The organism is Caulobacter sp. GW821-FHT11E11 (genome assembly GCF_058808315.1).
Map to the genome: position 1 here is coordinate 410,964 of NZ_JBXARO010000002.1, position 19,160 is coordinate 430,123.

A 19,160-nucleotide genomic window follows, 5' to 3' on the forward strand; every position below is an offset into this window, starting at 1 on the left:
AGCGCTGCTTGGCGGCGGGGGCGGCTGCGGCTAAAGCGGGCGCGATGTTGCCCATTTTCGAGGCCCTTCCGGCGCTGAAAGGCGCCCTAGCACAGCGGGAGACCGCCGTTCTCGTCGCGCCGCCCGGCGCGGGCAAGACCACGGCCGTGCCCTTGGCGCTGCTGGAAGAGTCGTGGGTCCAGGGCCGCAAGATCATCGTCCTGGAGCCCCGCCGCCTGGCCGCCCGCGCCGCCGCCTCGCGGATGGCCGCCAATCTCGGCGAATCTGTCGGCGAAACGGTCGGCTTCCGCGTGCGCCTGCAGTCCAAGGTCTCGGCGAAAACGCGGATCGAGGTGGTCACCGAGGGTGTCTTTACCCGGATGATTCTCGACGATCCGGGCCTGGATGGCGTCGCCGCCGTGCTGTTCGACGAGTTCCATGAGCGCAGCCTGGACGCCGACCTCGGCCTGGCCTTCGCGCGCGACGTCCAGAGCGTGCTGCGCGACGACCTGCGGCTGCTGATCATGTCGGCGACCCTGGACGGCGCCCGGATCTCGGCCCTGCTGAATGACGCGCCGGTGGTCGAGAGCCAGGGCCGGATGTTCCCGGTCGACACTCGTTATCTGGGCCGCGACGAGCGCCAGCGCCTGGAAGAGCGCGTCGGCCGCGCCGTCGAGCGGGCGCTGGCCGAGGAGGGGGGCTCGATCCTGGTCTTTCTGCCGGGCCAGGGCGAGATTCGCCGCGCCGAGAGCTGGCTGAACGAGCGCCTGCGCCGGCCGGACGTCGATGTCGCGCCTCTGTACGGCGCGCTCGAACCCGCCGTGCAGGACCGCGCCATCGCCGCCGCGCCGGCCGGCCGGCGTAAGGTGGTGCTGGCCACCTCGATCGCCGAGACCAGCCTGACCATCGAGGGCGTGCGCGTGGTGATCGACGCCGGCCAGGCCCGGGTGCCGCGCTACGATCCTGCCTCGGGCATCACGCGGCTGGAGACCGTCCGCGTCAGCCGCGCCGCCGCCGACCAGCGCCGAGGCCGCGCCGGCCGCACCGAGCCCGGCGTCTGCTACCGCCTGTGGGACGAGCCCGAGACCCGCTCGCTGCCGGCCTTCGCGCGGCCCGAGATCCTGGAGGCCGACCTGTCGCGCCTAGCGCTGGATCTGGCCCGCTGGGGCGCGCGCGACCCTTCGGGGCTCACCTTTCTGGACCCGCCGCCCGCCGCCGCCTTCGCCGAGGCGCGGACCTTGCTGACCCGCATCCAGGCGCTGGATGCAGCAGGCGACCTGACAACCCACGGTAAGGCCCTGGCCGAGATGCCGTTGCCGCCGCGCCTGGCCCACATGGTCGTCCGCGCCGCCGCCTCGGGCCAGGCCCGCGAGGGGGCCGAGATCGCCGCCCTGCTGACCGAGCAAGGCCTGGGCGGCAAGGATGTCGACCTGCGTCGGCGGCTGGAAAATCTGCACCGCGACCGCTCGCCGAGAAGTCGCGACGCCATGGCCCTGGTCGAACGCTGGAGCCGCGCAGCCGGCCGCCCCTCCGGCGCCAAGACGCTGGAGACCGGCCTGATGCTGGCCGAGGCCTATCCCGAGCGCGTGGCCAAGGCGCGCGGCAAGCCCGGCGAGTTCCAACTGGCTGGCGGGCGCGGCGTCTATCTGGAGCCAACCGATCCGCTGGCCCGCGAGAGCTGGCTGGCTGTCGGCGAGCTAGGCGGCGGCGACAGCCGCGACCGCATCCTGCTGGCCGCCGCCGTCGACGAAGCCGACCTGCGAGAAGCCTTCGCCGATCGCCTGGTCGCCGAGGACCGCCTGGAGACCGCCGGCGGCAAGGTCCGCGCCAAGCGCCTGCTGCGCCTGGGCAAGCTGGTCCTGAAAGAGCAGCTGATCGACAACCCCGACCCGGCCATGATCGCCGGCGCGCTGATGGACCAGGTCCGCGTCGACGGGCTGCCGAGCCTGAGGCTGGGGCAGGGCGTGCAGAGCTTCCGCAGCCGGATCGCCTTCCTGAAGGCGCTTGATGATGCGGCCTGGCCCGACCTCTCGGACGCCGCCCTGGTCGCTCGCCTCGACGAATGGCTGGAGCCGCTGCTGCTTGGCCGCTCGTCATTGGCCAGCGTTGATGAGAGCAGCCTGGACGGCGCGATCCGGTCGCTGGTGCCCTGGGACCTGCAGCGACAGGTCGACCAGATGCTGCCCGCCCGCTTCCAGGCCCCGACCGGCACCACCGTCGCCATCGACTACGCCGCCGAGGCCGGCCCGCGCATCGACATCCGCGTGCAGGAGCTGTTCGGCCTGACCGAGCACCCCAGCATCGCCGGCGGCAAGGTCCCGCTTGTGCTGTCGCTGCTGTCGCCCGGCCACAAGCCGATCCAGATCACCCGCGACCTGCCGGGCTTTTGGAAGGGCTCCTGGCGCGAAGTGAAGGTCGAGATGAAAGGCCGCTACCCCCGCCACGTCTGGCCGGACGACCCGGCCAACACCGCACCGACGACGCGGGCGAAACCGCGCGGGACCTAGTCCCCGTAGGGTATCAGGAACAGGATCGACAGGTCCTTTTCCGGCCGCCAGTTGGTCTTGCGCATCTCGAAGCGGGTGGGGCCGGTCTTGCGGACGCCGTCGCCGCAGAAGCTGACCAAGGTGCTGGCCGCGCCCTTGTCGACGGTCAGGCGGAAATCGCCGATCGGCTTTTTCCAGTTGCCGCCGGTGACCAGGACGTATTTGATCCAGTGCTCGGTGTAGCGCGGGCCTTGGCCGTCGTGGACGGTGCGGGCCAGGGTCGTCTGGATCGAAGGATCGACGCAGTAGGTCTTGGCCGTCTCCTGGTCGCTGTCCTTGCCCAGTCCCAGCATCGTGCCGACTGTGGCGCCGACCGAGGGCGTGTAGCGGTGCTGGATCGTCACCGGCTTGCCGGCCGGGAAGGTCTGCATCCAGTGATAGGTCGAGCGCAGCACCCAGACCGGTTCGCCCTCTTCGTCGATCAGCCCCAGCTTGAGCGCCTCGTCGCGCTTCGCCTTGGAAAGCTTACCGATCGCCGCCGAGGCCGCGTCCTGGTGCACGGCCAGGGGGATGTGGTTGGCGATCAGCCAAGCGGTGCGGTCGACGCCGTCGGCCAGGGCCTTCTGCTCCAGCTCGGTCTTGACCGGTTTGCCGTCGACGGTGGTGGCGAAGGCCAGGATGTTGGCGGGCGCGTCGACCGGGACCGAGACGTCGCTCTTGAACATGTCGGGGCCGCCCAGGTCGGGCATCGGGAAGGCCACGCGGATGGTGACGTCGCGACCGCTGGTGTTGAGGAAGCCGTAGGTGACCAGGACGGCCTCCTGCGAGATGAAGAGGTCTTCGCTCCGCATCTCGATGGCATCGTTCTTGGTGATGACCAGGCCGCCGGCCGCCAGTTCGGCCGAGGTGTCGTTAGCGTGAGCGGAAGCCGAAAGCGTCAGGGCCAGCAGGACGCCCGCCAGAATCCGCATCGCTTTAGCCCGTGACCGTGTAGATCATGATCCCCGTGGCCACCGACAGGTTCAGGCTGTCGGCGCGGCCGCGCATCGGGATCTTGACGTTGACGTCGCAGGCAGCGGCCAGTTCGGGCGGCAGGCCCTGCTGTTCGTTGCCCATCAGGATCAGCGACGGCTTCACGTAGTCGGCGGACTTGTGGTCGACCGTGGCGGTCAGCAGGGTGCCGACCACGCTGCCGGGCCAGGTCTCGCGCCAGGCCAGGAACTCCTGGATGCTGGCCTTGGCGATCTTCACGGCGAAGATCGAGCCCATGGTCGCCCGCACGCCCTCGACGGAATAGGGGTCGACGCAGTCGCCGACCAGGATCACCCCGCCGCAGCCGGCCGCGTCGGCGGTGCGGATGACTGTGCCTAGGTTGCCAGGATCGCGGACGGCCTGCATGGCCACCCAGCAGGGCGCGCTCTCGGGCACGATGGCCGACAGGGGCGTGTAGACCTGCTGGAACACAGCGACGACCGCCTGCGGGTTGTCGCGGCGCGAGACCTTTTCCAGGATCTCGCGATTGACCTCGATGACCTCACCGCCGGCCTTCAGGCACGAGGCGACGGCCTTCTTCAGCATCGGATGGTCGGCCGCGTCGGGGCCGTACATGACGATCTTGGGCGCGTGACCGCAGTCGATCGCCTCGATGACGATCTTCAGGCCCTCGGCCAGGAACAGGCCGCTCTCTTCCCGTTCCTTGCGCATGTGCAGGGCGCGGACGGCCTTGACGGTGTTGTTGGTCAGGGAGGTGACGGTCTTGGCTTGGTTGGGGGCGTTCATTATCAGGCCTCCGACGACCAGCGGGCGAAGAAGGACAGGCCGATCTGGCGGTCACCTTTTTCCTCCACCAGCGACAGCTCGCCCCAGTCGATGACGCCGCCGCGGCCTTCCAGCTCCTGAGCCAGCAGGCCCGACATCGCCGCGCCCGAGACACGGGCGGCATAGGCGTTCATCAGCAGGAACGAAGCGTCGCTTGAGAGCAGGGCGGCGCAGTCCTTGCTCAGGGCGGCCAGGTCCTCGAACAGGCGCCAGACCTCGCCATCGGCGCCGCGACCGAACTTGGGCGGGTCCAGGATGATGCCGTCATAGGTGTTGCCGCGCCGGACCTCGCGGGCCACGAACTTGCGAGCGTCCTCGACGATCCAGCGGATGGGCTTGTCGGCCAGACCGGCGAACGCGGCGTTCTCACGCGCGAAGCCGACCGACTTCTTGGAGGCGTCGACGTGGGTGACGGCCGCGCCGGCGGCGGCGCAAACTAGCGAGGCCACGCCCGTATAGCCGAACAGATTCAGGATCTTGGGCTGAGACGCTGAGGTCTTGCACAGCGCCCGGACGCGCTCGTCCTGCCAGGCCCAGTTGGCGGCCTGCTCGGGGAAGAAGGCCAGGTGCCGGAACGGCGTGAACTGGCCGTGGAACTTGGCGCCGCCCCAGGCCAGGTCGAACTTCTCGATCGGCTTGCCCTTGAAGCGCCAGCGGCCGGCCTCGTCCTCGTCGCTGGGATCGAAGACGGCGTCGGCGTTGTCCCAGACCTTCTGGTCCAGGCGCGGGGCCCAGAAACACTGCGGCTCGGGGCGGACGACCGTGTAGCGGCCATAGCGCTCAAGCTTCTTGCCAGCGCCGCTGTCCAGCAGGGCGTAGTCGGCCCAGCCGGTGGTGCGCATGACGATGGGGGCGGGAGCGATCTTCGGAGCCATCGCCCGCCCATACCGCCTTACGGGTGGGGAGGTCCAGAGCGCGGCGTGTGTCGCGTCTTGTCCCAGCGGTGCGGCGCGGTGATGAACTGGTGCAGCGCTTTGACGGCGGCGGCGCTCTGGCACAGCCAGTAAAGCGGCATGCCCAGCAGGTGCAGCGACTTGGGCCGACCGCCGGCTCGCATGATCCCGCGCGCTCCCGCGATCGCCGCCGAGCCCCAGCCCAGCATGTACAGCATCAGGTCCCACACCGAGACGCCGAAGGCCGCGTCCGGCGCGTAGTCGATCACGGCCGCCACGATCGCCACCGCCATCACCGGGCCATGCAGGTGGGAGGAGGCGACCGATTGTGCCAGCGTGAGGACCAGGGCCACGGCGTTGCGCGGCTGCAGCGGCACGGGACCGCGCGCATGGACGGCCAGGGTCTGCATGTGACCCTTGATCCAGCGGGCCCGCTGCGGGAACCACTGCTCGACCGTGGTCGGGGCGGTCTCCCAGGTGGGCCGGCCGATCACGCCCAGGCGGTAACCGGCGGCCGCCAGGCGAAAGCCGACGTCCGCGTCCTCGGTGACATTGTAGGGATCCCACCCGCCGATCCGGCGCAGCAGGTCCGTCTTGAAGTGATTGCTGGTGCCGCCCAGCGGAAAGGCCAGGCCCCAGCGAGCCAGGGCTGGCAGCAGCACTTCGAAGTGAGCGGCGTATTCCAGGCGAAACTGCGAGGGCAGGAACCGCGAGAACCCCCGCGCCTCGATCCGTAGCGGCGCTTGAAGGCAGGCGAGGCGCGTGTCCGAGACCGCGAACCGCGCGGCGGCTTCGCGCAGTTGGCCCGGCTCGGGCATGTCCTCGGCGTCGTAGATCACGACCAGCTCGCCGCGCGCGCGGTCCAGGGCGTGGTTGCAGGCGCGGGGTTTGGTCTTGGGCGTGCCCGGCGGCGCGATCAGCACCTGGACGAAGGCGGGCAGGGCGATGGCGCGCACGGCCGCCTTGGTGATCTCGTCGTCGGCCTCCAGCACGATCAGGGCCTGGAGGCGGTCGCGCGGATAGTCGATGGCGATGAGGTTCTGAACCAGCTCGGCCACGACCTCGGCCTCACGGTAGAGCGGGGCGATGATCGTGTAGGTCGGTAGGTCCGCGTCTGCGAGCGCAGGCGATGAGGCTGGCGGCAGCGGCGTGCAGGCCGCCGCCAGACGCGTGGCCCCGCCCAGCAGGAAGACGCCGAAGAACAGGTGATGGATCGCCGTCATGGCGCTGGTCGGATCCAGCGCCACGCCCAACGCGGCCAAGAGGCCGGCCAGGGCCACGCAGGCCGCCTGCCCCCGCGACAGGGTCTGGTGCGCCCCGTCGCGCGCCCCGACATCGACTGGTCCGGCTTGCCCTACAGACGCAGGTCCGCCCATCGGCGTGGACGCAAGGTCCAGCCGTCTTTCCTCGCGCGCCATGGAGATCCCTGAACGCTGCTCGCCCCAACGGCGCGCATAACGGAATCGCAACCGAAGGCTGTCAAATGGAAAAATGCGCGTTTTGGGATGTGTTCCTCGCGCGCGCGAGGCCGGGTTCGCCGAAATTCTCCTGCCACGCACGTTCTTGCGACGGCTGAGTGATTCCCGTTTAGTGTCGGACCGGGGAAATGCAGGGGAAGCCAAGTCCGTGACGGTCGTTCTGAAGAAGCCTCACAAGTCCGCGCGAAAGCCCAAGGGCGACGGGCACTTGCGCCGAGGCGAGATCCTGGCGGCGGCCGAGAAGATCTTCATCGCCGAAGGGTACGCCGGCGCGACGATCCGCAAGATCGCCGATGCGGTGGGGGTTTCGTCGACGGCGCTCTACATGCACTTCCGCGACAAGGATCAGATCCTGCTGGAAATCAGCAACGACGCCATCGAGCGGTTGCTGGAACTGAACACCCAGATCGCGGCCCAGCCGATCGATCCGGTCTCGCGGGTGCGGGTGATGCTGGAGGCGTACATGAAGTTCGCCCTCGACAACCCCAACACCTACCAGCTGGTGTTCTGCAGCACCGGCGAGCACGTCTCGTCGGACAAGAGCGCCGATGTCATGGCGCTGGGCGACCGGTGCTTCGAGAAATTCAGCGAGCCGGTGCACCAGATCGCCGCCCAGGGCCGCCTGCGCTCGGGCTCGGCGGTCGAGGCGGCCGAGGTGCTGTGGAGCGGCTGCCACGGCCTGGTGTCGCTGTTGATCACCAAGCCCTCGCGGAGCTGGTCCGATCCCGATCACCTGATGAAGGTGATGCTGGACGGCCTGTTGTACGGCCTGGTCACGGACTGATTTCGTGAGCGCCGCCAAGGCCTTGCTAGCGCTTTTGGCGGCGTTCGCGCTCGCGCCTGGCGCGGCCTTCGCTGCGCCGCGCGTGATGTCGCTGGATTCCTGCGCCGACCAGTATGTGCTGGCCCTGGCGCCACGCGAGACCATCGTGGGCCTGTCGTATCGGGCCATCTCCAGCGACAGCTACATGCGGGATCGCGCCGGCGGCCTGCCGCTGCGCCGGGCGACCTTCGAGAGCCTGGTGGCGGCGCGGCCCGACGTGGTGGTGCGCCTGTGGGGCGGCGACGCGCGGCTCTCCAAGGCCTTGGACAAGAAGAACATCACCACCGTCGCCCTGGATGACGCCGCCGATTTCGACGGCGTGCGCGGTAATGTCCGCAAGGTCGCCGCCGCTCTGGATCGCCGCCCTGAGGGTGAGGCGCTCATCGCTCGCATGGACACGAAGCTGGCCCGTTCAGCAGGGGCGGGGCAGGGGCGGCCAGCGCTGTACCTGACGCCCGGCGGCTACACGGCCGGCTCGGGCACGCTGATCGACGCCATGTTCAAGAGCGCCGGCTACAGGAACGCCAGCAAAACGCCGTACTTCGCGCCGGTGTCGCTGGAGCGGATGGTCATGCAGCCGCCGGCGGCGGTGGTGCTGGGCCTGTTCGACCGCATTCGCGCCGGCGCCGACCGCTGGGGGCCGGGCCGCCATGCCGCCTTGCAGAAGGCGGTCGCTACCCACACCGTGGCCTCGTTGCCCGCCGCGGTGGTCGGCTGCCCCGGCTGGTTCGCCGCCGACGGCGCCGAAATGCTGGCCAAGGCCGCGCGATGAGCGTCACCCGCCTCTGTCTCCTGATGCTGCTGGTGCTGGCTGGCGCGGCGGTGCTGGCCGTGTCGCTGGGCGAGACGCCGCTGGCCCTGGCCCAGTACGCCCAGGCGCTCAGCCATCCGGCCTCGCCGCCAGGCGAGGTGCTGTGGACCATTCGTGCCCCCCGCGTGGCCGTTGCGGCCCTGGTCGGCGCGGCGCTGGGCCTGGCGGGCGCGACCATGCAGGGGCTGCTGCGTAATCCTCTGGCCGATCCCGGCGTGCTGGGCGTTTCGGCTGTCTCGGGCCTGGGCGCGGCCCTGGCGATCTCCGCCGGCCTCACCATCGTCCCGGGCGCGATCGAGATCTCGGCGCTGGTGGGCGCGCTGGTCGCCGGGGCGATGGTCGTCGCCCTGACGGCGCGGTTCCGCGAGCCCGAGGCGCTGATCCTGTTCGGCGTGGCGTTGTCGGCGTTCGGCGGCGCCTTGACGGCGCTGGTATTCAACCTGTCGCCCTCGCCGGTGACGACGGCCGAGATCCTGGCCTGGCTGATGGGCTCGGTCGAGAACCGCGACTGGATGGACGCCTTGCGGGCGCTGGTCCCGATGGCGGTCGGTACGGCGCTTTGCGTGCGGGCCGGGCAGGGACTGCGGATGCTGACCCTGGGCGAGGAGGCCGCGCGGATGTCGGGCCTGCCGATGTCGCGCCTGCGGGTCTTCGCCGTCGCCGGCGCGGCCCTGCTAAGCGGCGCGGCCGTGGCGGCGGCGGGGGTGATCGGCTTCGTGGGCCTGGCCGCGCCGCATCTGGTGCGGGCGCTGGTCAAGGACGACCCCCGGCGGATCCTGTGGCCCTCGGCCCTGGCCGGCGCTCTGCTGCTGGTGCTGGCCGACCTGGCCGCCCGCCTGATCCCGACGGAGCAGGAGCTGAAACTGGGCGTGGTCACAGCCCTGTTCGGCGCGCCGGCCTTCGCCCTGCTGGCATGGCGGGCCTCGCGGAGCTGGCGGGCATGAGTGTCTGGACACTGAATGACCTGACCGCGCGCCAGGGCCGCAAGACGGTGCTGGAGGCAGCGTCCCTGACCGTCGCCGCCGGCGAGGTGGTCGGCGTGGTCGGTCCGAATGGCGCGGGCAAGACCAGCCTGCTGCGGGCGGGCCTGGGCCTGCTGCCTCTGTCGGCCGGCGAGGCGCGGCTGTCGGGCAAGGCGCTGGCCGAGCTGAAACCGGATGAGCGCGCCAAGCTGGTCGGCTACCTGCCGCAAGACCGCCGCGTGGCCTGGAACCTGCCGGCCCGCATGGTCGCGGCGCTGGGGGCAGGCGATCTCGCCGACGATGCGGCGGATGTCCTGGCGCTGGCGTGCCTCGAGCGCGTGGGCGCCAGGGCGCTGGCCGATCGCGGCGTGCTGGACATGTCGGGCGGCGAGCGGGCCCGGGTGCTGCTGGCGCGGCTGCTAACCACCCGTGCCCCGCTGCTGGTCGCCGACGAGCCGGTGGCGGGCCTGGATCCCGACGCCCAGCTGCTGACGCTGGACCTGCTGCGCGCCGAGGCCGGCAAGGGCGCGGCGGTGGTCGTGACCTTGCATGACCTGGGCCTGGCCGCCCGGTCCTGCGACCGCATCATCGTGGTCGATCACGGCCGTATCGTCGCCGAGGGCAAGCCGCGCGAAGCCCTGTCGCGGTTCATCCTCAGCCACGTCTTTCGGCTGGATGGCGAGCTGGTCCAGACCGACGTCGGGCCGGTGCTGGCGGCGAAACGCGTCTAGGGCTGCGCCGTCGCCGTGTCGGCCGAGGCCACCGACGGGATGTAGACGTAACCCCCGCGCTTGAGGTCCGCCGACAGGGTCAGCGGGCTGACGCCGCCGTTCAGGCGGGCGCGGTAGACCATGGTCGTCTCCAGGGTGCGCATCACGTAGTTGCGGGTCTCGGAGAACGGGATGCACTCGATGAAGTCCAGCGGATCGGTGCCGGCGCCGCGCGGGTCGCCGCACAGGCCCGCCCAGGCGGCGGGGCGGCCAGGACCGGCGTTGTAGGCGGCGGCGGCCATGATGTACGAGCCGCGGAAGCCGCTGATCATGTCGCCCAGATACACCGAGCCCAGGCGCATGTTGTACGAGGCCTCGCCCAGGCGATCGACCGAGTGGTTCTCGCCCAGCTTGCGCGCGACCAGCGAGGCCGTGGCCGGCATCAGCTGCATCATGCCGCGCGCGCCGACACCCGAACGGGCGGCCGGATCGAAGTTACTTTCCTGGCGCGAGATCGAATAGACGAAGGCCGTCTCGGCCGCGCCCGGACCGGGCGTGAAGTGATGGTCCAGCAGCGGATAGCCGCGCTCGGGCAGGATCATGCCGCGCTGGGCGGCGGTGCGGACGGCCCGCATGGCCAGGTCCTGGTCGCCATAGCCGCGCGCCAGGTCGACCAGCAGCGCTGACTCCTCGGCGTTGGGCAGGGTGTCGTCGATATACAGAACCAGGCTGCGGAAGAGGTCGCGGCTGCCGATGTCGGCCAGGATCCGCGCGGCGCGCACCTGCTCGCGGCCGTAGAAGCGGGCGCGGTCGGCCTGGGTGATGACCGGGTCGCGGTCCAGGCGCAGTTCCTTGATGCCGGCCTTCTCGGCGGCCAGCTGGCCGTAGAAGGTGGTGATGTGGCGCGCGCCCTCGGAATAGAAGGCCTGGGCGGCGATCAGGTCGCCTTGCGCCTCGGCCGCGCGGCCCTGCCAGTAGAGAGCCCGGCCACGGGTGATCGGCGAGGCGCCGACGGCGGCGATCTGGGCGAAGTGGGCGGCGGCCGCGTCGGGGTTCTTCAGGCGGGTCAGGGCGATCCAGCCGGCGTAGAACTCGCTCTCGGCGATGTCGGCCGGGGCCAGGGCCTGGGTGTTGTCGGCGGCGGCATAGGCGGCCGCGCTGTTGCCCGACTTCAGGGCCGAGACGATGAGTTGCTTGCGCTCCTTCCAGATCGCGGTCGAGGCTTCCTCGGTCGGCGGGACCGGGAAGTTGACCACCATCGGCAGGGCCAGGGTGTCCATGCCCGCGCGGCGCAGATAGGCGGCGCGCTCGAACACCACGCCCGGCGAGGCCTGCAGGTCGGGGGTGAGGCCGTTGTACAGCGTGTTGGCGCTGCTGGAATTGGAGCGATAGGCCATGCGCACGCGGGCGGTAGAGGCCTGCGTGTCCGACAGCATGGCGACCATGTCGCGGGCAGCCGGGCCTTGCTGGCCGTACAGCAGGATGTCGGCGCGGCGGGCGTAGTCGTCGGCGGTCAGCACGCCGCCGAAGCGGGCGATCATGCTGCGCTGGGTGTCGGCCTCGAACACCTTGTCGCGGAAGGTGCGGCGGATGAGGTCGGTGGCCTGCTGGTTCCTGCCGGTGGCCTGATAGGCCGAAGCCAAGGCCATGGCGCCGTCGGCCGTGGCGGGCTGGGCGCCGCCGAACCAGGCGATGATGCGGGCGGGATCCAGGCCCGAGGTCGACAGGGTCTTCTCGGCGGCGGCGTCGCGGCGGCTGCCGCGCGGCCAGCCCGACAGATCCCGGCGGGCGGCGTCCAGCTCAAAGAAGCTCAAGGCCTCGGCGTTGTTGTCGACCAGCTGCCACTGGGCGATCTTCTTGGCGATCGGGTCCTGCAGGCTGTCCATGGCCATGCGCGCGCCCGAGACGTCGCCGCGCTTCGACGCGGCCAGCGAGGACTGCAGGTTGGCCGAGTCGGTGTCCGACAGGGCGCCGGGCGCGGCGGTCGGCGGCGTGGTGATCAGGCCGGGCTGGCTCTGGTACGGCGTCGCATAGCCCGCCGTCGTCTGGGCGTCAGCCGCCCCCACGACCAAGGCCACGATGCAGGCTCCCCCGAGCAGAATCCGACGCGCCACTGAAGCCAAAGCACTCTCCATCACCGGCCCCCGAAAGGCCTTGTACTCGAATCTAGAGCCGTCCCCTATGCGACGATTCAGGCTCTAATAGGTTTAAGAGCCGTTGGCGGGGCTTGACCGCACCCGCTTGGCCCATCAAATCCCCACCTCTGTCCCGACACGCCGGTTGCGGTGCGGCGGGGCACGGACATATTGTCCGCCCCCATCATCCTGCCGCAACCGATGCGGCGTCTGCTCACGGCAATTTGCAAGTCATGGTCCAGTCTCACTTCAAGGGCGTCATTCCGGCCCTGGTCACGCCGTTCCGGGACGGTGAGGTGGATGAAAAAGCGTTCGTGACCCTGGTCGAACGCCAGATCTCGGGCGGCGTCCACGGCCTGGTGCCGGTCGGCACCACCGGCGAGACCTCGACCCTGTCGCACAACGAGCACAAGCGCGTCGTCGAGCTGTGCGTGAAGACCGCCGCCGGCCGCGTGCCGGTGATCGCCGGCGCGGGCAGCAATTCGACCGCCGAGGCCGTCGAGCTGGCCGCCCACGCCAAGGCCGTCGGCGCAGACGCCTGCCTGGTCGTGACCCCGTACTACAACCGCCCCAGCCAAGAGGGCATGTACCAGCACTACAAGGCGATCAACGACGCCGTGGAGCTGCCGGTGTTCGTCTACAACGTGCCGGGTCGCACGGGCGTCGACATCTCCAACGAAACCCTGGCGCGCCTGTCCAAGCTGCCCAACATCATCGGCATCAAGGACGCCACCGGCGACCTGACCCGCATCAGCATGCAGCGTCTGCTGTGCGGCCCCGACTGGGTGCTGCTGACCGGCGATGACCCCTCGGCCCTGGGCTACATGGCTCACGGTGGCCACGGCGTGATCTCGGTGACCTCGAACGTCGCCCCGGACGCCTGCGCGGCCTTCATGAACGCCTGCATGGCCGGCCAGTGGGAAACCGCGCTCTACTGGCAGGATCGCCTGGTGCGCCTGCACAAGGCCCTGTTCCTGGACAGCTCGCCGGCCCCGACCAAGTTCGCCATGGCCCAGCTGGGCCTGTGCTCGGACGAGGCGCGCCTGCCGATCACCACCTGCGCCGAAGCCGTGCGTCCGACGATCCTGGAAGCGATGCGCGAGGCCGGTCTCGAGTAATGACCAAGCCGATCGCGGAGAACCGGCGCGCCCGGTACGACTACTTCATCGAAGAGGTCTTCGAGGCCGGCATCATGCTGACCGGCACCGAGGTCAAGTCGCTGCGCGTCGGCCGGGCCAACATCGCCGAGTCCTATGCGTCGGTCGAAGGGCGCGAGATCAAGCTGATCAACGCCGACATTCCGCCCTACGGCCACGCCAACCGCTTCAATCACGAGCCGCGCCGGCATCGTAAGCTGCTGCTGCATCGCAAGCAGATCGACAAGCTGATCGGCGCGGTCCAGCGCGACGGCCGGACGATGATCCCGCTAAAGCTCTATTGGAACGAGAAGGGCCTGGCCAAGCTGGAGATCGGCCTGGCCAAGGGCAAGAAGAACCACGACAAGCGCGAGACCGAGGCCGCGCGTGACTGGCAGCGTGACAAGGCCCGCCTGATGAAGAGCGGCGGCCGCGACGACTAAAGGGGGCTCTCGCTTAGGAGAGCCCGCCCAGGCTGATGAAGCCGATGGCCAGGCCCAGGGCGAACGCGCCAGCGCTCACCAGAAGGTAGGTTCGGACTTCGGTACGCAACTGATTACGCGTGATCTGGGCCATGACGTGGCTCCGGCTAACCGCGCCATCCCAAGCGCGGCAAATCAGTCCCTGATGAATATGTTAGCCCTACCAGGGGCGAATGATTGTCAACGATTGTAAAGGCTTGGCGCGGCGCGCCTAAGACCATTCGGGGGCTAGCTTTAAATCGGCGGCGATGGCCCCCTCTGTCGCGGATTCACGACCTGGGGAGAGCTGCGATGAAGACGATGGCCAAGGCCTTCACGATCTGCGCGACGGCGTTGCTGCTGGCGCTCTCATCAGGCGTCGCCAACGCCGCCGAGCCGTCCGGTTTCGCGAGCGGCGCGGATGTCCAGGCCCAGCTGCGTGAGATGCTCGCCGCGATGAAACCCGACCAGGGCTTCATGTGGCGGCCCCTGGTCCGCGACGGCGCCACCGTGGCGGCGATAGAAATCTGGAAGAAGCCGGGCCGTCCCGCCATTCACCCCACGGACGCGGAATACGCCATCGTGCTGGAAGGCGCGGGCACGCTGGTTTCGGGCGGGACCATGACCGATCCAAAGGCCAAGAACGCCAATCTGATCGAGGGCGGCCAGATCGACGGCGGCGTGACACGAACCCTCGGCGCCGGCGACGTCATCCTGATCCCTGCGGGCGCACCGCACTGGTTCGGGATTACCGGCGACCGACTGGTCCTGCTCGGCATCAAGTTGCCTGGCGCGAAATGACCGATCCGACGGTTGTCGGGCTTCAGGCCAAGGCTGGCAGTTCGTAGACCTTGGAGGGGACGCCGCGTTCGAACAGGTCGCCGCAGATGGCGAGGGCCTGTTTGTAGGCGGTTTCGACGTTGTCGAAGTGGCCGGCCAATCGGCCGCCTTCGGTAACGACCCAACCTTCGGTGACGTGAGCGATTTCTATACGCTGGCAGTGGGCGGCGTCAGGCATGACGACGAACTCCCCGAACTAGAATCGCGCCCCTGAGCTCGAGCGCGCGTTCATCCTTAACGCGAACCCGCTGCCTTGCATTGTCAACGATTGTAAACCGTGTGCGGACATTTGTACAGGCAAAGTGATCGTAGGGGTTGCATGCACCCCTAGCCGTTCTCCAGCGCCAGCAGGGCGAAGGTGGCCAGCCAGTGCTCGCCCATATAGTCGCCGGAGACATGCGGGATGGCCGCCGCCAGGTGATTGAGGGCGGCGTTGATGGCCAGCGGCTTGGCCGGGTCGAGCTCGGACATGGTCGCCGCCAGGGTCCGCCAGCACCAGGCGCGCGACAGGTTCAGGCCGTCCAGGTGGGCGATCTTGCCGTCGCTGCGGTCGCTGACCCGGACGGGGGCGAACAGGGTGGCGGGCTGCTTCTGGGCCAGGTCTGGCAGGAAGCGCGGGAACCACAGCTCGAAGCGTTCGCGCGACAGCAGGCGGCGCATGGCCTCGGCCTCGATCAGGGCGGGCGACAGGAAGTCGTCGCCGGACGGCTCCCAGGCTGGGCAGGCCGCGTCCTGGCCGTACCAGGTCAGGGCCCGGCTCTGCATCAAGTCGAAGAAGGCCTGGTCGCCGGTCATCTCGGCATATTCGTAGGCCAGCACGAGCGCGAAGGCGGTGTTGTAGTGCGTGCCCGTGCGGACGGGATAGTCGGCGATCGGCAGGAAGGCCTCGAACCGCGCCTTGAAGGCCAGGGCCAGTGGGGCGTGGGCGGCGGCCCAGGGGCGGGGGTGGCGCAGCAGTTCGGCCTGCAGCATCAGGCTCCACGCCCAGCCGTAGGGGCGCTCGAAGCCCCGGCTCTCGGGGCGATCCAGATAGGCGACTTCGCCGGCGACCTTCTCCTCGGTGAAGGCGTCGTCGAACAAGGCGATGATCGTCTCGGCCTCGGGCATCTCGGGACGCAGGCGCAGCAGGGTGGCCAGCAGCCAGTAGCCGTGGACGCACGAGTGCCAGTCGAAACTGCCGAAGAAGATCGGATGCAGGTCACGCGGCGAACGGACGTCGTCCGGCCCCGCCATCACGTGGTCCAGCTTGTTGGGATACTCACGCGTCAGGTGGCCCAGCGCGATCTTGGCGAAGCGCGAAGCGGTGGAGCGGGCGAGGCTCATGCGTGAAAAGCGAGGGCGTTCATCAGGACCACGTTGACGACCAGCATCAGCACCGCGGTCGGCGCCTGGGCGCGGATCACGGCGTAGCGGTCCTTCAACTGTAGCAGCGCCGCCGGCACAAGGTTGAAATTGGCGGCCAGCGGCGTCAGCAGCGTGCCGCAGAAGCCCGACAGCATGCCGATGGCGCAGACCACGGCCGGATCGCCGCCGAAACGGCCGATGACCAGCGGCAGGGCGATGCCGCCGGTCATCACCGGAAAGGCCGCGAAGGCGTTGCCCATCATCACCGTGAACACGGCCATGCCCAGACAGTAGGCGGCGACGGCGGCGAAGCGGCTGTCGACGGGCGTCAGCTGCACGGCCAGCTCGCCGATGGTCTTGCCCACGCCTGCGACGGCGAACACCGCGCCCAGGGCGGCCAGCATCTGGGGCAGCAGGGCGGCCCAGCCGACCAGGTCCATCAGCCGCCGGCCTTCCTGCAGGGGCGCGGAAGCCGGCTGGCGGAACATGACCTTGGCCAGGATCGCCGCGACCAGGGCCGCGAAGGCTAGCGAGATCAGCGTCGCCTGCTTGGGATCGATGAATGACAGGCGCTTCAGCGTGATGGAGCCGACCAGCACCAGGAGCGGGATGACGAGGGCCGGGATGAACAGCCGGGCGCCATAGGTCGCGGCCAGGCTCTCGCGCTCGGCGGGCGAGGTGGTCTTCGGGACGCCGACGCCCAGCTGTCCGGTTCCGGCGATCAAGGCCAGGGCCAGCGCGAGGATGCCGTTCCCCAAGTCGCCGAAACGGTCGCCGAACAGGAAGCTCAGGGCGAACAGGCCCCAGAAGGCGGCGTTGCCGAAGCGCTTGCTGTTCTCGCGGTCGACGGCGCTGAGCACGGCGAAAGCGCCGAACATCAGACCGGCCAGTAGGTAGACGAGCGGCAGACCGATCATGAGCGGATCTTCCGGTCGAACATCAGCAGTCGCGCGCCATGGATCACAAAGGCGGCGATGGCGCTCGGGATCGCCCACATCGACAGGTGCAGCGGCTCCACGGTGATGCCGCTCTGGTCCAGGAAGCCGACGATCAGCAGGATCGAGCCGATAGCCAGGAAGATGTCCTCGCCGAAGAACAGGCCGACATTGTCGGTGGCGGCGGTCATCGCCTTGACCGTGTCGCGCCGGTCGTCTTCGAGCGGCTCGGCAGCGGCTTCGGCCATGGGTGAGACCAGGGGGCGGACGGTCTGGGCGTGGCCGGCCACCTGGGTCATCCCTAAGGCCGCCGAGACCTGGCGCAGCGCCAGATAGGCGATCAGGATCCGGCCCGGCGTCGCCGCGCGCAACCCCTGGATCGTCTTGCGCGCCTGTTCCTTCAGGCCTGCCCGCTCCAGCACCGCGATGGCCGGCAGCACCAGCCAGGCGACGCTGACATAGCGGTTGGTGTTGAAGGCCTTGCCGAACGCGGCCAGCACCTCGACCGGCGACAGGCCGGCGGCCAGGCCCGAGGTCAGGGCGGCGGCGATCACGACCAGCAGCGGATTGAAGCGCAGGGCAAAGCCCAGCACGATCACCGCCACGCCCAGCAGGGTCAGCATTGGCTCCGACTCGTCCCCTCGTTCGAAGGGACGGTCCGACGCAAGGATCAGCCTGGCAAGCCGGCAGCCGCATTTATCGGGGCACTTGACGGGCCGGCGCCCTGGCGCGACGCTCTAAGTCAACAATGATAACCTAGGGAGGCTAACCATGGCCGACGGCTCCCAACCGATTACGTCCCTCAAGGGCAAGGTCAGCGAAGCGGAGTGGCAGGCGCGGGTCGATCTCGCCGCCCTCTATCGTCTCGTGGCCCTGCACGGCTGGGACGACATGATCTTCACCCACATCTCGGCCCGCATCCCGGGTCCCGAGCATCACTTCCTGATCAATCCGTACGGGATGTTCTTCGGCGAGATGACCGCCTCGTGCCTGGTCAAGGTCGACCTGGACGGCAACGTCATCGACAAGACGCCTTACTACATCAATCCGGCGGGCTTCACGATCCACTCGGCCATCCACGCCGCGCGCGAAGACGCCCACTTCGTCATGCACCTGCATACGGACCAGGGCACGGCGGTGTCGGCGCACAGCGAAGGCCTGCTGCCGCTGACGCAACATTCGCTGATTGTCTTGCCTCAGGTCGCCTATCACGATTATGAAGGCATTGCGCTCAACTTGGACGAGCGGGAGCGGCTGGTGGCCGATCTCGGGACCAAGAAGCTGATGATGCTCCGCAACCACGGCACACTGTCGGTGGGAGCCTCGGCGGCCGAGTGCTGGTTGGGGATGTTCTTCTTGGAGCGCGCGTGCACGCAGCAGGTCATGGCGTTGTCGATCGGACGCAAGAACGTCCTCCTGGCGCCCGACGCGGCGCAGGAGGAAGTGCGCAAGCAGACCGGCATGGGCATGGGCATGATCGGCGGCCTGGCGTGGCCGGGCTGCCTGCGCAAGCTGGACCGCGAGCTGCCGGGCTACGCGGACTAGGTTTCGTCACGAAGATTGGAAAAGCCGTCGCGATCCTGGCGATCGCGGCGGCTTTTTCGTGCCCGGCCTCAGTCGCGCTCGCCGGCGCCTGGCCGATGGAGAAAGGCGCCACCCTGGTCATCGCCAAGTATGAGCGCTCCACGGCCGACCAGGGCTTCGACCCGGACGCGATGCTGGTCGACATCGGCCACCGCCGCGACGAGGCGCTGTCGGTGTTCGTTGAGCACGGCCTGACCCCGCGCCTGACCCTCCAGGCCAAGGCCGGCGTCACGCGGGGCCACGATCCCTGGGTGAAGTATTCAGGGCGCGGACCCATCGAGGCGGGCCTGCGTTGGGCGGCGTGGCAGGACGAGCGCTCGTCCGTGGCCGTCTATGTCGGCGCGGGCGAGGCGGGGGCGGGACGCAACGCCGGCTATGCCGCGCCGGGGCAGGGGAGCCTGGATCTGGAAGCCCGCGTCCTCTACGGCCGCTCGGGCGTGTGGAAGGGCCGCGAGGTCTATGTCGACCTGCAGGCCGCGCGACTGAAGCGCCAGGGGCTGGCCGACGAGACCCGCATCGACTCGACCCTGGGCCTGCGACCCGCCAAGGGCTGGCTGCTGCTGGCCCAGACCTATGGCGGCCAGGCCGACCGGGACACGATCCGGGCGCGCTGGCTGAAGGGCGAATTCTCCGTCGTCAGATCTTTGGGATCGTGGAGCGTCCAGGCCGGGTGGCGCGACACGCTTTCCGGGCGCGAAACCGCCCGCGATCGTGGCGTCGTGCTCGCTTTGTGGCGGCGTCTCTAGCTTGTTTCAGATCTGCAAC

20 protein-coding genes are annotated in these 19,160 nt (G+C 69.3%); 10 read left to right on the forward strand and 10 right to left on the reverse strand.

Translation table 11 applies throughout. From position 1 onward, the window contains the following. Positions 1-44: 44 nt before the first annotated feature. On the forward strand, positions 45-2,486 hold the full coding sequence (gene hrpB / locus AC1RR5_RS05965; protein ID WP_492920200.1) for an ATP-dependent helicase HrpB: 2,442 nt from the start codon (positions 45-47) through the stop codon (positions 2,484-2,486). Here hrpB and AC1RR5_RS05970 read toward each other — a convergent pair. The 4 genes from AC1RR5_RS05970 to AC1RR5_RS05985 are packed head-to-tail and all read right to left on the reverse strand — an operon-like array spanning position 2,483 to position 6,594. Continuing rightward, a complete protein-coding gene (locus AC1RR5_RS05970; RefSeq protein ID WP_492920201.1) occupies positions 2,483-3,436 on the reverse strand; it encodes a DUF4424 domain-containing protein in 954 nt (317 codons plus the stop codon). The two genes, hrpB and AC1RR5_RS05970, sit on opposite strands and share 4 nt — an antisense overlap. A 4-nt stretch (positions 3,437-3,440) precedes the next feature. Further along, on the reverse strand, positions 3,441-4,244 hold the full coding sequence (locus tag AC1RR5_RS05975; RefSeq protein WP_492920203.1) for a TrmH family RNA methyltransferase: 804 nt from the start codon (positions 4,242-4,244) through the stop codon (positions 3,441-3,443). Between the two features lie 2 nt (positions 4,245-4,246). After that, on the reverse strand, positions 4,247-5,158 hold the full coding sequence (locus AC1RR5_RS05980) for an RsmD family RNA methyltransferase (protein WP_492920205.1): 912 nt from the start codon (positions 5,156-5,158) through the stop codon (positions 4,247-4,249). A gap of 17 nt (positions 5,159-5,175) precedes the next feature. Then, positions 5,176-6,594, reverse strand: coding sequence for a glycosyltransferase (locus tag AC1RR5_RS05985; RefSeq protein WP_492920207.1), 1,419 nt, complete (start codon positions 6,592-6,594; stop codon positions 5,176-5,178). A gap of 208 nt (positions 6,595-6,802) precedes the next feature. Between AC1RR5_RS05985 and AC1RR5_RS05990 the strand changes: the two genes are divergently transcribed. From AC1RR5_RS05990 to AC1RR5_RS06005, 4 genes are read left to right on the forward strand one after another with little or no spacing between them, the layout of a single operon-like run. Next, positions 6,803-7,438 carry a TetR/AcrR family transcriptional regulator gene (locus tag AC1RR5_RS05990; RefSeq protein ID WP_492920208.1) on the forward strand — a complete coding sequence of 212 codons (636 nt, stop codon included), beginning with the start codon at positions 6,803-6,805 and terminating at the stop codon, positions 7,436-7,438. A gap of 4 nt (positions 7,439-7,442) precedes the next feature. After that, positions 7,443-8,249: an ABC transporter substrate-binding protein gene (locus AC1RR5_RS05995; RefSeq protein WP_492920210.1), complete on the forward strand. Its 807-nt coding sequence runs from the start codon at positions 7,443-7,445 to the stop codon at positions 8,247-8,249. Next, positions 8,246-9,232, forward strand: a complete 987-nt coding sequence (locus tag AC1RR5_RS06000) for a FecCD family ABC transporter permease (RefSeq protein ID WP_492920212.1) — start codon at positions 8,246-8,248, stop codon at positions 9,230-9,232. The genes AC1RR5_RS05995 and AC1RR5_RS06000 overlap by 4 nt, the downstream gene beginning before the upstream one ends. Next, on the forward strand, positions 9,229-9,981 hold the full coding sequence (locus AC1RR5_RS06005) for an ABC transporter ATP-binding protein (RefSeq protein WP_492920214.1): 753 nt from the start codon (positions 9,229-9,231) through the stop codon (positions 9,979-9,981). The genes AC1RR5_RS06000 and AC1RR5_RS06005 overlap by 4 nt, the downstream gene beginning before the upstream one ends. Here AC1RR5_RS06005 and AC1RR5_RS06010 read toward each other — a convergent pair. Then, entirely contained in the window at positions 9,978-12,083 is a 2,106-nt protein-coding gene (locus AC1RR5_RS06010) for a lytic transglycosylase domain-containing protein (RefSeq protein ID WP_492920215.1), read from the reverse strand. The two genes, AC1RR5_RS06005 and AC1RR5_RS06010, sit on opposite strands and share 4 nt — an antisense overlap. A gap of 245 nt (positions 12,084-12,328) precedes the next feature. Between AC1RR5_RS06010 and dapA the strand changes: the two genes are divergently transcribed. Together dapA and smpB are read left to right on the forward strand one after the other, a co-directional pair. Then, positions 12,329-13,213 carry a 4-hydroxy-tetrahydrodipicolinate synthase gene (dapA, locus tag AC1RR5_RS06015; protein WP_492920216.1) on the forward strand — a complete coding sequence of 295 codons (885 nt, stop codon included), beginning with the start codon at positions 12,329-12,331 and terminating at the stop codon, positions 13,211-13,213. After that, positions 13,213-13,674: an SsrA-binding protein SmpB gene (gene smpB / locus AC1RR5_RS06020; protein ID WP_454716805.1), complete on the forward strand. Its 462-nt coding sequence runs from the start codon at positions 13,213-13,215 to the stop codon at positions 13,672-13,674. Before dapA ends, smpB begins: the two co-directional genes overlap by 1 nt. Positions 13,675-13,687: 13 nt before the next feature. Here smpB and AC1RR5_RS06025 read toward each other — a convergent pair whose 3' ends face one another. Further along, complete coding sequence (locus AC1RR5_RS06025) at positions 13,688-13,807, reverse strand: hypothetical protein (RefSeq protein ID WP_492920217.1); 120 nt, start codon at positions 13,805-13,807, stop codon at positions 13,688-13,690. A 197-nt stretch (positions 13,808-14,004) separates the two neighbouring features. On the opposite strand from AC1RR5_RS06025, the gene AC1RR5_RS06030 reads away from it, so the two are divergent. Continuing rightward, the gene (locus AC1RR5_RS06030) at positions 14,005-14,493 is read left to right on the forward strand and encodes a cupin domain-containing protein (RefSeq protein WP_492920219.1); all 489 of its coding nucleotides are present in this window, start codon (positions 14,005-14,007) and stop codon (positions 14,491-14,493) included. A gap of 22 nt (positions 14,494-14,515) precedes the next feature. Here the strand turns inward: AC1RR5_RS06030 and AC1RR5_RS06035 are convergent, their stop codons facing one another. The 4 genes from AC1RR5_RS06035 to AC1RR5_RS06050 all read right to left on the reverse strand — a co-directional run bounded on the left by AC1RR5_RS06035 (position 14,516) and on the right by AC1RR5_RS06050 (position 17,434). Continuing rightward, the gene (locus AC1RR5_RS06035; RefSeq protein WP_492920221.1) at positions 14,516-14,710 is read right to left on the reverse strand and encodes a hypothetical protein; all 195 of its coding nucleotides are present in this window, start codon (positions 14,708-14,710) and stop codon (positions 14,516-14,518) included. A 149-nt stretch (positions 14,711-14,859) separates the two neighbouring features. After that, positions 14,860-15,855 carry a DUF2891 domain-containing protein gene (locus tag AC1RR5_RS06040; protein ID WP_492920222.1) on the reverse strand — a complete coding sequence of 332 codons (996 nt, stop codon included), beginning with the start codon at positions 15,853-15,855 and terminating at the stop codon, positions 14,860-14,862. Continuing rightward, complete coding sequence (locus AC1RR5_RS06045) at positions 15,852-16,793, reverse strand: DUF979 domain-containing protein (RefSeq protein ID WP_492920224.1); 942 nt, start codon at positions 16,791-16,793, stop codon at positions 15,852-15,854. The genes AC1RR5_RS06040 and AC1RR5_RS06045 overlap by 4 nt, the downstream gene beginning before the upstream one ends. Then, positions 16,790-17,434 carry a DUF969 domain-containing protein gene (locus tag AC1RR5_RS06050; protein WP_492920225.1) on the reverse strand — a complete coding sequence of 215 codons (645 nt, stop codon included), beginning with the start codon at positions 17,432-17,434 and terminating at the stop codon, positions 16,790-16,792. Before AC1RR5_RS06050 ends, AC1RR5_RS06045 begins: the two co-directional genes overlap by 4 nt. 148 nt (positions 17,435-17,582) lie before the next feature. Between AC1RR5_RS06050 and AC1RR5_RS06055 the strand changes: the two genes are divergently transcribed. Beyond that, positions 17,583-18,356, forward strand: a complete 774-nt coding sequence (locus tag AC1RR5_RS06055) for a class II aldolase/adducin family protein (protein WP_492920227.1) — start codon at positions 17,583-17,585, stop codon at positions 18,354-18,356. Between the two features lie 95 nt (positions 18,357-18,451). After that, positions 18,452-19,141: a hypothetical protein gene (locus AC1RR5_RS06060; protein ID WP_492920228.1), complete on the forward strand. Its 690-nt coding sequence runs from the start codon at positions 18,452-18,454 to the stop codon at positions 19,139-19,141. Positions 19,142-19,160 lie beyond the last annotated feature (19 nt).

Coding starts and splice junctions, on each gene's coding strand:
- AC1RR5_RS06030 (WP_492920219.1), top strand. CDS start 14,005: ATGAAGACGATGGCCAAGGCCTTCACGATCTGCGCGACGGCGTTGCTG.
- AC1RR5_RS06045 (WP_492920224.1), bottom strand. CDS start 16,793: ATGATCGGTCTGCCGCTCGTCTACCTACTGGCCGGTCTGATGTTCGGC.
- smpB (WP_454716805.1), top strand. CDS start 13,213: ATGACCAAGCCGATCGCGGAGAACCGGCGCGCCCGGTACGACTACTTC.
- AC1RR5_RS06025 (WP_492920217.1), bottom strand. CDS start 13,807: ATGGCCCAGATCACGCGTAATCAGTTGCGTACCGAAGTCCGAACCTAC.
- dapA (WP_492920216.1), top strand. CDS start 12,329: ATGGTCCAGTCTCACTTCAAGGGCGTCATTCCGGCCCTGGTCACGCCG.
- AC1RR5_RS06060 (WP_492920228.1), top strand. CDS start 18,452: ATGGAGAAAGGCGCCACCCTGGTCATCGCCAAGTATGAGCGCTCCACG.
- AC1RR5_RS06050 (WP_492920225.1), bottom strand. CDS start 17,434: ATGCTGACCCTGCTGGGCGTGGCGGTGATCGTGCTGGGCTTTGCCCTG.
- AC1RR5_RS06005 (WP_492920214.1), top strand. CDS start 9,229: ATGAGTGTCTGGACACTGAATGACCTGACCGCGCGCCAGGGCCGCAAG.
- AC1RR5_RS05970 (WP_492920201.1), bottom strand. CDS start 3,436: ATGCGGATTCTGGCGGGCGTCCTGCTGGCCCTGACGCTTTCGGCTTCC.
- AC1RR5_RS06040 (WP_492920222.1), bottom strand. CDS start 15,855: ATGAGCCTCGCCCGCTCCACCGCTTCGCGCTTCGCCAAGATCGCGCTG.
- hrpB (WP_492920200.1), top strand. CDS start 45: ATGTTGCCCATTTTCGAGGCCCTTCCGGCGCTGAAAGGCGCCCTAGCA.
- AC1RR5_RS06000 (WP_492920212.1), top strand. CDS start 8,246: ATGAGCGTCACCCGCCTCTGTCTCCTGATGCTGCTGGTGCTGGCTGGC.
- AC1RR5_RS05985 (WP_492920207.1), bottom strand. CDS start 6,594: ATGGCGCGCGAGGAAAGACGGCTGGACCTTGCGTCCACGCCGATGGGC.
- AC1RR5_RS05980 (WP_492920205.1), bottom strand. CDS start 5,158: ATGGCTCCGAAGATCGCTCCCGCCCCCATCGTCATGCGCACCACCGGC.
- AC1RR5_RS05975 (WP_492920203.1), bottom strand. CDS start 4,244: ATGAACGCCCCCAACCAAGCCAAGACCGTCACCTCCCTGACCAACAAC.
- AC1RR5_RS06035 (WP_492920221.1), bottom strand. CDS start 14,710: ATGCCTGACGCCGCCCACTGCCAGCGTATAGAAATCGCTCACGTCACC.
- AC1RR5_RS06055 (WP_492920227.1), top strand. CDS start 17,583: ATGGCCGACGGCTCCCAACCGATTACGTCCCTCAAGGGCAAGGTCAGC.